Origin of the sequence: Streptococcus sp. 3874 (genome assembly GCF_013276425.1) — a bacterium.
GTDB classification, from domain to species: Bacteria; Bacillota; Bacilli; order Lactobacillales; family Streptococcaceae; genus Streptococcus; species Streptococcus pseudopneumoniae.
On the sequence record NZ_VMLA01000040.1, the window covers coordinates 1 to 11,669 of the forward strand.

The following is an 11,669-nucleotide window of genomic DNA, read 5'->3' on the forward strand; positions in this document are numbered from 1 at the left end:
ACAGTGTTTTGAGCAACCTACGGCTAGCTTCCTAGTTTGCTCTTTGATTTTCATTGAGTATAAAATGCCAGAAAAAGAGCATAAAAGAGTACACAAAAAGAGACAAAAACAAGATCTACTAAATAAAGGTTTTTTATTTGATAGGCTTAGTTGTTCATGTCTCCCTTACCTCCGAGTATTGGTATCTTTATACTATACTTTTAAGGAAATTTTGTCAACAGAAAACTGGAAATTCCAAGCTCTAAAATACGAGTGATAAGCATTAGTACCGAGTTCTTTGTCTTCCATAGGGGCATCCTCCTTGCTCTGATGTAGTATAGCACTAAAAAACAAAATATCATAGTGGACATATTAAAAACTTGAATGTTAATTACAAAGTTTGGTGGGTTGATTTGTAGGCTTTTCATGGTATAATCAAGAGAGTAAATCTTTATGGAGGAAGTATGAAATTAAATATTCAAGAGATACGCAAGCAGTCTGAAGGCTTGCATTTTGAACAAACGTTAGACCTAGTCGCAGACCTGCGTGCACGTAATCAAGAAATTTTAGATGTAAAAAATATCCTTGCAGTTGGGAAAGTACAGTACGAAAACCGTATGTATTTCTTAGATTATCAACTATCTTATACCATTGTTCTTGCTTCAAGTCGTAGTATGGAGCCAGTTGAGTTAGTTGAATCTTATCCAGTAACGGAAGTTTTCATGGAAGGTGCAACTAACCAACTAGATCAGGAAGTTTTAGACGATGACTTGGTCCTGCCTATCGAAAATGGAGAACTTGACCTTGCTGAGAGCGTGTCAGACAATATCCTACTAAACATTCCTATCAAGGTCTTGACGGCTGAAGAAGAAGCTGGCCAAGGATTTGTTTCAGGAAATGACTGGCAAATCATGACAGAAGAAGAATACCAAGCTCAACAAGCAGTTAAGAAAGAAGAAAACAGTCCTTTTGCTGGTTTACAAGGACTATTTGATGGAGACGAATAATGGTTTTGTCAAAAAAACGAGCACGAAAGGTGCTAGAAGAAATCATTGCTCTTTTTCCAGATGCCAAGCCCAGTCTTGATTTCACTAATCATTTTGAACTCTTGGTTGCGGTCATGTTGTCAGCCCAGACGACGGATGCAGCGGTAAATAAGGCTACGCCAGGCCTCTTTGCTGCCTTTCCAACGCCACAAGCCATGTCTGTTGCAACAGAGAGTGAGATTGCTTCACACATTTCTCGACTGGGACTGTATCGAAATAAGGCTAAATTCCTTAAAAAATGTGCCCAACAGTTACTAGACGATTTTGATGGTCAAGTCCCTCAAACACGTGAGGAATTGGAGAGTTTGGCAGGTGTTGGTCGCAAGACAGCCAATGTTGTTATGAGTGTAGGATTTGGGATTCCAGCCTTTGCAGTGGATACTCATGTGGAGCGTATTTGCAAACACCACGATATCGTCAAAAAATCAGCGACACCACTTGAGGTGGAAAAGCGGGTCATGGATATCTTGCCGCCTGAGCAGTGGTTAGCAGCTCATCAGGCCATGATTTATTTTGGAAGAGCCATTTGTCATCCTAAAAATCCAGAGTGTGACCAGTACCCACAGTTATATGATTTTAGCAATTTGTAAGATGGAAAATCGAAAGTTTTTGCTTGATTTTAAGCTTACTTTGTGCTATAGTAATTGATAACTAAATATTCCTTTAAACTTGTCCCGTGAGGCAGGCAAGGAGCGCGATAAAGTAGAAGGGTGAAGTCTATACTGTGTGCAGTAGGGCTTGCTTAGCTATACATTTCAAGTCTCCTTGTTTAAGGAGACTTTTCTTTTTGGAGGTTTGTCATGAAGACAAAAGAAGTTGTAGACGAATTGACCGTCAAACGAGCGATTACGCGTATTACTTATGAGATTATTGAACGCAACAAAGATTTGAATAAAATCGTCTTGGCTGGTATTAAAACTCGCGGTGTCTTTATCGCCCATCGTATCCAAGAACGTTTGGAGCAACTAGAAAACCTTTCAGTTCCGGTTGTGGAATTGGATACTAAACCCTTCCGTGATGATGTTAAAAGTGGAGAAGATACTTCTTTGGTTTCTGTCGATGTGACAGACCGCGAAGTTATCTTGGTGGACGATGTGCTTTATACAGGTCGTACCATCCGTGCTGCTATTGATAATATTGTAGGTCATGGTCGTCCTGCGCGCGTAAGTTTAGCAGTTCTAGTCGATCGTGGACATAGAGAATTGCCAATCCGTCCAGATTACGTTGGGAAGAATATCCCAACCAGTCGTTCTGAAGAAATCATCGTAGAGATGGCAGAACTTGATGGTCAAGACAGAGTTCTGATTACTGAAGAAGCTTAGAAAGCTAAAGGAGTGGCCATGTCAGAAAATCAACAAGCATTGAACCATGTGGTGTCCATGGAAGACCTCACTGTCGATCAAGTGATGAAATTGATCAAACGAGGGATTGAGTTTAAAAACGGAGCTCAGCTTCCTTATGAAAACCACCCGATTGTTTCCAATCTTTTCTTTGAGGATTCTACACGGACGCATAAGTCCTTTGAAGTGGCAGAGATTAAACTGGGGCTGGAACGACTTGACTTTGATGTGAAGACTAGTTCAGTCAATAAGGGTGAGACACTTTATGATACCATTTTGACTCTGTCTGCTTTAGGAGTGGATGTCTGTGTGATTCGCCACCCTGAGGTTGACTACTACAGAGAGTTAATTGCTAGTCCCACGATTACGACTTCCATCATCAATGGTGGAGATGGTTCGGGACAACATCCTAGCCAGAGCTTGCTTGATTTGATGACTATTTATGAGGAATTTGGCCACTTTGAGGGTCTCAAGGTTGCGATTGCAGGTGACTTGGACCATTCACGCGTTGCCAAATCCAATATGCAGATTTTGAAACGCTTGGGAGCTGAACTTTATTTTGCTGGACCTGAGGAATGGAGAAGTCAAGAGTTTGCAGACTATGGACAGTTTGTAACCATTGATGAAATCATTGATCAGGTGGATGTCATGATGTTTCTCCGTGTGCAACATGAACGCCATGATAGCGGAGCAGTCTTTTCAAAAGAAGACTACCATGCCCAACATGGCTTGACTCAAGAACGTTATGACCGTTTGAAAGAAACAGCAATCCTCATGCACCCAGCTCCAGTCAACCGTGATGTAGAAATCGCAGACCACTTGGTTGAAGCACCAAAATCACGGATTGTCCAACAAATGACCAATGGTGTCTTTGTTCGAATGGCAATCTTAGAATCCGTACTGGCGAGTAGAAACGCCAACTAAAACACAAGACGTTAAAAGACGCCAGTGAGCGTCCACGAGAGGTGAAAATATGACAAAAAGACTTCTAGTATTAGAAGATGGTACAGTTTTTGAAGGCAAGGCCTTCGGAGCAGATATTGATGTAACTGGTGAAATTGTCTTTAATACAGGCATGACCGGCTACCAAGAATCCATTACAGACCAGTCTTATAATGGACAAATCTTGACCTTTACTTATCCTTTGGTGGGAAATTATGGAATTAACCGTGATGATTACGAATCCATTATTCCAACTTGTAAGGGAGTTGTTGTTTTCGAAGAAGCACGTAGAGCTAGTAACTGGCGCAACCAAATGACCTTGGATGAATTTTTGAAAGCCAAGAAAATTCCGGGTATTTCAGGGATTGATACACGTGCTCTTACCAAGATTATCCGTAAGCATGGTACGATGCGTGCAACCTTGACCCATGTTGGGGACAGTATGGACCATGTGACGGACCAGCTCCAAGCAACAGTCTTGCCGACAGACAATATCAAGCAGGTTTCTACTAAAACTTCGTATCCAGCTCCAGGAGTTGGTTTGAGCGTAGTGCTAGTGGACTTTGGTCTCAAGCACTCAATCTTACGTGAACTCTCTAAGCGCAACTGTAACGTGACAGTCGTTCCTTATTCAACAACGGCTGAAGAAATTCTCCATCTCAACCCTGACGGAGTTATGTTGTCAAATGGACCGGGAAATCCAGAAGATGTTCCCCAAGCACTGGATATGATTCGTGGTGTACAAGGAAAAATTCCAATTTTTGGTATTTGTATGGGGCATCAACTCTTTGCAATGGCAAACGGGGCTAAGACTTACAAGATGAAATTTGGACACCGTGGATTCAACCATGCGGTACGCGAAATTGCTACAGGACGTGTGGATTTTACAAGTCAAAACCATGGTTATGCAGTTAGCCGTGAGGATTTGCCAGAGCATTTGATTATCACCCATGAAGAAATCAATGACAAGTCAGTTGAAGGTGTGCGTCACAGATACCAACCTGCTTTCTCTGTTCAATACCATCCAGATGCAGCCCCTGGTCCACACGACGCTAGCTACCTATTTGACGAGTTTATCGAGATGATGGAAGCTTTTAAACAATCAAACTAAGAATGAGTAAAAGCTCGTCGGAGAATTTATGTAACTGAACACGGACGGAAAGCTCGGAATTTAGAGAAACCAACTTGGATTGTCAATCCTTCCTTGGTTTCCTAAAATTCAATCGCTTTCTATTCGTCCTTTGTATCTTATTTAATGGAAATCTGAGAGTTGCCGAATAGAAAGGCAGGTCGTTTCTTTTAGTCGCTATCAGGCGAACTAAAAACTCCCTGCACTAGATTTTTTACCGAAAAATATCGTTTCGCTAAAAAATCGTCGGAGAATTTATTTAATGTCGCTCAGTGAGGCGACGAATAGAAAGGAGAAGATACATTGTTCGCGAAAGTGAACATACCCTAAGAACTGTGTGAAAAAGATAAACATCGTCTTGACGCTGAAGGCGTCTGTACCGAGTTTCCTATTTTCACTGTGTTCTTTACGGGCTTTGTATCATAAACTATGCCTAAACGTACTGATATTCAAAAAATTATGGTGATTGGTTCTGGTCCGATTATTATTGGTCAGGCTGCTGAGTTTGACTACGCTGGGACCCAGGCTTGCTTGTCTTTGAAAGAGGAAGGTTATGAGGTGGTTTTGGTTAATTCAAACCCTGCAACCATCATGACGGACAAGGAGATTGCGGACAAGGTTTATATTGAACCGATTACACTTGAGTTTGTGACACGTATTCTTCGTAAGGAGCGTCCAGATGCCTTGCTACCAACACTCGGTGGTCAAACAGGGCTTAATATGGCCATGGAATTGTCTAAAAATGGTATCCTAGATGAGCTTGGTGTTGAACTTCTGGGTACTAAACTATCTGCCATTGATCAAGCGGAGGACCGTGACCTCTTTAAACAATTGATGGAAGAGCTCAACCAACCAATTCCAGAATCTGAAATTGTCAACACAGTCGAAGAAGCTGTTGCCTTTGCAGCGACAATTGGTTACCCAGTTATCGTTCGTCCAGCCTTTACCCTTGGTGGTACTGGTGGTGGTATGTGTGCCAACGAGGAAGAATTGCGTGAAATCGCTGAAAATGGTTTGAAATTATCACCTGTGACCCAATGTTTGATTGAGCGTTCGATTGCAGGTTTCAAGGAAATCGAATACGAAGTGATGCGTGACTCAGCTGACAATGCTTTGGTTGTTTGTAACATGGAAAACTTTGACCCAGTCGGAATTCACACAGGAGATTCCATTGTATTTGCTCCTGCGCAAACCATGGCAGACTATGAAAACCAAATGCTACGTGACGCGAGCTTGAGCATCATTCGTGCCCTTAAGATTGAAGGGGGATGTAACGTTCAGCTGGCCCTTGATCCACACAGTTTCAAGTATTATGTCATCGAAGTAAACCCTCGTGTGTCGCGTTCTTCAGCCCTAGCATCTAAGGCGACAGGGTATCCGATTGCAAAATTGGCTGCTAAGATTGCAGTAGGTTTGACCTTGGATGAGGTCATCAACCCAGTTACAGGTTCAACCTATGCCATGTTTGAACCAGCCCTTGACTACGTGGTTGCCAAGATTCCTCGTTTCCCATTTGACAAGTTTGAAAAGGGTGAACGCCGTCTCGGTACACAAATGAAGGCGACTGGAGAAGTCATGGCAATCGGTCGTAATATCGAGGAATCTCTTCTCAAGGCCTGCCGCTCCCTTGAAATTGGGGTGCACCACAATGAAATGCCTGAACTTGCAGCAGTTTCTGATGATTCCTTGATTGAAAAAGTTGTCAAAGCCCAAGATGACCGCCTCTTCTACGTGTCAGAATCTATTCGCCGTGGTTACACACCAGAAGAAATTGCAGAGCTTACAAAAATCGATATTTTTTATCTGGATAAACTCCTACATATCTTTGAAATTGAGCAGGAATTGGGTGCTCATCCACAAGATCTAGAAGTCTTGAAAACAGCTAAACTTAATGGCTTCTCAGACCGTAAGATTGCGGAACTTTGGAAAACAACTGCTGATCAACTTCGTCAACTTCGCTTGGAAAACAAGATTGTTCCAGTTTATAAGATGGTCGATACCTGTGCTGCGGAGTTTGATTCTGAAACACCATATTTCTATTCAACCTATGGATGGGAAAATGAGTCTATCAGATCTGATAAAGAATCTGTACTTGTCCTAGGTTCAGGTCCAATCCGTATCGGTCAAGGGGTCGAATTTGACTATGCAACGGTTCACTCAGTTAAGGCTATCCAGGCAGCTGGTTATGAAGCTATCATCATGAACTCAAATCCAGAGACTGTTTCAACAGACTTCTCGGTATCAGACAAGCTTTACTTTGAGCCATTGACATTCGAAGATGTTATGAACGTCATTGACTTGGAACAACCAAAGGGAGTTATCGTTCAGTTTGGTGGTCAAACAGCTATCAACCTTGCGGAGTCATTGGCAAAAGCAGGTGTGACCATCCTTGGTACACAGGTCGCTGACCTAGACCGTGCCGAAGACCGTGACCTCTTTGAGCAAGCTCTAAAAGATTTGGACATTCCACAGCCACCAGGACAAACGGCTACCAATGAAGAAGAAGCAGTGCTTGCAGCTCGCAAGATTGGCTTCCCAGTTCTTGTCCGCCCATCTTATGTACTTGGTGGACGTGCCATGGAAATCGTTGAAAACGAAGAAGACCTTCGTTCTTACATGCGAACTGCTGTTAAGGCTAGTCCAGACCACCCAGTTCTTGTTGACTCTTACATCGTTGGGCAAGAGTGCGAAGTTGATGCCATTTCAGATGGTAAAAATGTATTCATTCCTGGTATCATGGAGCATATCGAACGTGCCGGTGTCCACTCAGGTGATTCAATGGCAGTTTACCCACCACAAACCTTGTCGCAAAAGGTTCAGGAGACCATCGCAGACTACACCAAACGCCTAGCAATCGGTCTTAACTGCCTTGGAATGATGAACATCCAGTTTGTTATCAAGGATGAAAAAGTCTATGTTATTGAGGTCAATCCACGTGCCAGCCGTACCGTTCCATTCCTTTCTAAGGTGACCAATATTCCTATGGCTCAAGTAGCGACTAAGCTCATTCTTGGTCAAAGTTTATCAGAACTTGGCTACCAAGATGGACTTTACCCTGAAAGCACCCGCGTTCATATCAAGGCACCTGTCTTCTCCTTTACCAAACTAGCTAAGGTAGACAGCTTACTTGGTCCTGAAATGAAGTCAACAGGGGAAGTTATGGGTTCTGATGCTACTTTGGAAAAAGCTCTCTATAAGGCCTTTGAAGCTTCTTACTTACACTTGCCAACTTTTGGAAATGTTGTCTTTACCATCGCTGATGATGCTAAAGAAGAAGCCTTGGACTTGGCTCGTCGTTTCCAAAATATTGGCTATGGAATCCTCGCGACAGAAGGGACAGCAGCCTTCTTTGCCAGTCATGGATTACATGCTCAGCCTGTTGGAAAGATAGGTGATGAAGATAAGGATATCCCAAGCTTTGTTCGCAAGGGAAGAATCCAAGCTATCATTAATACAGTTGGAACAAAACGAACTGCTGACGAAGATGGTGAGCAAATCCGTCGTTCAGCTATTGAACACGGGGTACCCCTATTCACAGCCTTAGATACAGCTAACGCCATGCTTAAGGTACTTGAAAGTCGTAGCTTTGTTACAGAAGCGATTTAAATAGAAAAATAAGATATAGCAGACTGAATTTAGAACAGTACACAGGAATACTAAAATATTTCTAGAAATTAATTTGAATTTTCTAATTGATTTGTTCGTATCTTATTTCAATCTACTATAGAAAAAAGTCTTTAAAATTATAAAACGCATAATATCAGGTGTTGAAAACCTTGATATTATGCGTTTTATTGTAGGAATATTTACTTCATTTTCTACTAAAATTATGTTTTTGAATAACCTCTATCTTAGTAGTTTGTATGGTCGCCCTCAATCAGCTTTTGCGATAAGCTTTAATGCTATGACTATACCACTCTTGCATTTCTTTTGATGGTGGTGTCATATAATCGCCATACATCTGGGTTAAAAATTGGTCATATTTTTTGGGAACAGGCAACATACGGCCCTCAAACTCAGTTAAAATCAGTTCTTTAAAGGTATCAACTGGGAAGATTTCTTTCATTCCTTCTTTACCAATACCAACTCCTCCCTCATATTGAGGAGTGTTGGTTGTAGCATTTTTGACTAGCTGATCAATTTTCTTGTAAAAGTAACGGGGATTGACAAATCGGAGAGCGTACCAGCTACATAATCTAAGAAAATCTTTTAATTTGCTATCACCGTGAACTGCTCGTGATTTTTTGATATAAGCTAGTTGACGAAGAGCCACATACTTATAGCTCTTGTCGACAATGCTCAAGTCTGTAAATCGATCAATTGGGAAGACATCGATGAAAAGGCTGGTATCATGACGCTTGTACTTGACATGGTCTTCTATAACAGTAGAAGTGTCCAAAATCGATGCGAAATTATGGAAGTACCAAGAAGATGTATCGTAGGAAAGAACCTTGTAGCGAGGGTGATTTTCTTCTTCAATAATCTTCAGTAAACGCTCATAATCCTCACGATAAAGGGAAATATCAATATCATCATCCCAAGGAATCATACCTTTGTGGCGGATGGCTCCAAGCATGGTTCCATAACTGAGAAAATAAGGAATATCATGTTTCTTACAAGTCTCATCAATATAGTCCAGCAGGGCTAGTTGAATTTCTTTAATTTCTTTTTTTTCTAAATATTGCATCCTAATCCTCCAATTTATAAGCGTGAAATTCATGACTGTAGAAGCGTTTTTCTTCTGGTGGTAGGGTCATATAATCTCCATAAAATTGTGTCAAAATAGTATCAAATTTTTCAGGTGCAGGAAGGCTTAAATTCTCAAAGGGTAAATCGATTGTTTTATCAAAGGTACCACTTGGGAAGACTTCCTTTTCCTTAAATTTTGAAGGGATAAAGGCCATATACTGCCCATTTTCACGACTATATTTTTGAATTTCTTTCTCGATTTTATGTGCAAAATAACGAGGAGAAACCGGTCGAAGGAGCAACCAAAAGGCTGTTCGTATCCAATCTTTTAAAAGGCTATCCTTATAGACAATATTTTTATGTTTACTGAAAGACAGCAGTTTGAAGCTTTCCAGTTTATAACAAGTATCAATGACCTTAGGATCATCAAAGCGATCTATAGGGAAAATATCGATAAAGATACCAGACTCATAGGTTTTTGTATTTCGAGTATCAATAATTTTAGTCGTACTGTCGGTTATCTTGATAAAGTTGTTAAAGTAGTTCTTATCAGTTTCTAAGGATAGGAGCTTATACTTGCTTTTTTCCTTTTGAAAAATGTTAATAAATCGTTGGTAGTCTTCTCTAGGCATGGATAAATCAATATCGTCGTCCCAAGGGATAAAGCCCTCATGTCGAACCGCCCCAATCAGAGTACCGTAGTTAATAATATAGTTGATATTGTGCTTTTTACAGAGAGTATCAATATAATCCAAAATTTCTAATTCAATTTGTTTGGCATCTTCAACGGTTAGTTGTTTCATTTTAAACTCCTATGATTTTTTAAATTTATTTTTTAAGGCTAGGACATGGTTTAAAAATTCATAGAAAATGCTATCTTTTGTGAAGACAAGTAGACTAATATAAGAGATAGCTGATAGCAAGACAATCAAACCAGTATTAATTAAAAATGGCAAATTAATGACCATATCCACAGGATACACGAAATTAATCAGGAAATAAATTGCTACAAAGGAAAGTGAAAAGAGAGAGTATCGAACAGTATAGCTAAAGATATGTCCCAAGTGAATAAGTTGTTTTCTATGGATGAAAATGATATAGAAAACAAGTAGAGAGGCCTCTGATAGCATAGTTGTCAGTAAATAGTATTCAGGAGTCACGATATTGTTGAAAAAGAGGAGACTGTTTAAGCCCAAATTGAGTAATCCTGCAAAGACTGTATAGACTGTGATACGTTTTTCATAGCCATTTGTAAAGAGAATTTGGGAACCAAGAATGGTATCTAAGGCCAGGATAATCGTACGAAAAGCGAAGAGAGAGGTTAAGATACCACCTCCGATATATTTTTCACTACCGTAAAGTAGGATAGCATTTGGTCCTAAAACCATGAGTCCAAAGCTCAGTGGAATGATAAAGAAGTTAAAGATTCGACTACCTCTATTAACCAGAGAAACATAGGCTTCCTTATCGCCTTTTCCTAGATAGTAACTAAGACGAGGCACACTCACTCCGATAGCTCCTGTTACAACACCAGCAATAACGGTCACAATTCGTTGAGCTATGGTGTAGTAACTAACGTTGACATCAATCCCTGTTTTAACGAGGAAGAGACGATCCAAAAAAGTGAAGAGCATATTGGCATTAGCAAAGACCAACATGGCTGTCAGAGGGAGAAAGAGCGGTTTAAAATCACTGATGTGAATTTTAACAAGCTTAATGTCTCTTTTAATCCAAAAATAACTAATCAGATAGTTAATCAGTGTCGATAAACTCATCACAAGTGTATAGACAACAATATCGTGTTCATTTTTGACAAACAGGAAAATAGAGACCAGCATCAGGATACGGATGAAGGCAGTTTTGTAAAAGAGAAAACTATAATTTTCCAGAGCTTCATTGACCCATTCGATTGAAAAAATCTGGGCAATGAGTTGAATCCCCATAACAAGGTAGACCTTTTTGACGATTGGATTATCTGTAAAGAAGAGAGGATAGGCTAGGATATAGACCGCAGTGGTCAAAATTGTACAAGCTATGCACAAATAAAAAAGACTGGAGAAGGTTCTATTCAGATCTTTTTTGTTATCCTTGACATTACTGATGGCTCGTAAACCGTAGTTATAGACCCCATAAGTCGCAAAGGGTAAGAAAAATGACAAAATAGTGTCGACTGAGTTGAAGTAACCATAGTCAGTTCGGTCCAAGACACGCGCGACGTAGGTTCCAGTTAAGATGGGAAAAATAATATTCAAGACACGAATTCCCATGTAAGATAGAGCATTTAATTTTATACTTTTCATTCAATTTACCTCGTTTTTCATTATATCATAAAGTCAGCTAATAAGAAATGAAGGGCAGTAATACTCTTCGAAAATCAAATTCAAACCACGTCAGCGTCGCCTTACCGTACTCAAGTACAGCTTACGGCTAGCTTCCTAGTTTGCTTTTTGATTATGGATTCAAGCCAGTTTTTCTCGTAGAGAAAAACAAGAAAACCACCAGCTATGCTGGTGGCTGACAAGGCTTCTAGCTTCCATTTATTTT

General features: G+C 40.4%; 10 protein-coding genes. 7 read left to right on the top strand and 3 right to left on the bottom strand.

All coding sequences use genetic code 11. From position 1 onward, the window contains the following. From HT703_RS11480 to carB, 7 genes are all read left to right on the top strand, one after another. The coding region (locus HT703_RS11480) for a hypothetical protein (protein WP_205380509.1) at positions 1-256 on the top strand (256 nt) is incomplete at its 5' end. Positions 257-443: 187 nt separating this feature from the next. Then, entirely contained in the window at positions 444-986 is a 543-nt protein-coding gene (locus HT703_RS04590) for a DUF177 domain-containing protein (protein WP_023936535.1), read from the top strand. Continuing rightward, positions 986-1,615 (top strand): endonuclease III, encoded by a 630-nt coding sequence (nth, locus tag HT703_RS04595; protein ID WP_000244443.1) that lies wholly within the window; start codon positions 986-988, stop codon positions 1,613-1,615. Before HT703_RS04590 ends, nth begins: the two co-directional genes overlap by 1 nt. Positions 1,616-1,825: 210 nt before the next feature. Continuing rightward, entirely contained in the window at positions 1,826-2,347 is a 522-nt protein-coding gene (gene pyrR / locus HT703_RS04600; protein WP_000850023.1) for a bifunctional pyr operon transcriptional regulator/uracil phosphoribosyltransferase PyrR, read from the top strand. 18 nt (positions 2,348-2,365) lie between these two features. Continuing rightward, on the top strand, positions 2,366-3,289 hold the full coding sequence (locus HT703_RS04605) for an aspartate carbamoyltransferase catalytic subunit (protein WP_023936533.1): 924 nt from the start codon (positions 2,366-2,368) through the stop codon (positions 3,287-3,289). Between the two features lie 49 nt (positions 3,290-3,338). Continuing rightward, the gene (locus tag HT703_RS04610) at positions 3,339-4,418 is read left to right on the top strand and encodes a carbamoyl phosphate synthase small subunit (RefSeq protein ID WP_000166853.1); all 1,080 of its coding nucleotides are present in this window, start codon (positions 3,339-3,341) and stop codon (positions 4,416-4,418) included. Positions 4,419-4,865: 447 nt separating this feature from the next. After that, complete coding sequence (gene carB, locus HT703_RS04615; protein WP_054393061.1) at positions 4,866-8,042, top strand: carbamoyl-phosphate synthase large subunit; 3,177 nt, start codon at positions 4,866-4,868, stop codon at positions 8,040-8,042. A gap of 271 nt (positions 8,043-8,313) precedes the next feature. Here carB and HT703_RS04620 read toward each other — a convergent pair whose 3' ends face one another. From HT703_RS04620 to tacF, 3 genes are read right to left on the bottom strand one after another with little or no spacing between them, the layout of a single operon-like run. Further along, entirely contained in the window at positions 8,314-9,123 is an 810-nt protein-coding gene (locus HT703_RS04620) for a phosphorylcholine transferase LicD (RefSeq protein WP_054393062.1), read from the bottom strand. 1 nt (position 9,124) lies between these two features. Then, positions 9,125-9,928, bottom strand: a complete 804-nt coding sequence (locus HT703_RS04625; RefSeq protein WP_054393063.1) for a phosphorylcholine transferase LicD — start codon at positions 9,926-9,928, stop codon at positions 9,125-9,127. A 9-nt stretch (positions 9,929-9,937) separates the two neighbouring features. Next, positions 9,938-11,425, bottom strand: coding sequence for a type IV teichoic acid flippase TacF (gene tacF / locus HT703_RS04630; protein ID WP_054393064.1), 1,488 nt, complete (start codon positions 11,423-11,425; stop codon positions 9,938-9,940). Between the last annotated feature and the right edge of the window lie 244 nt (positions 11,426-11,669).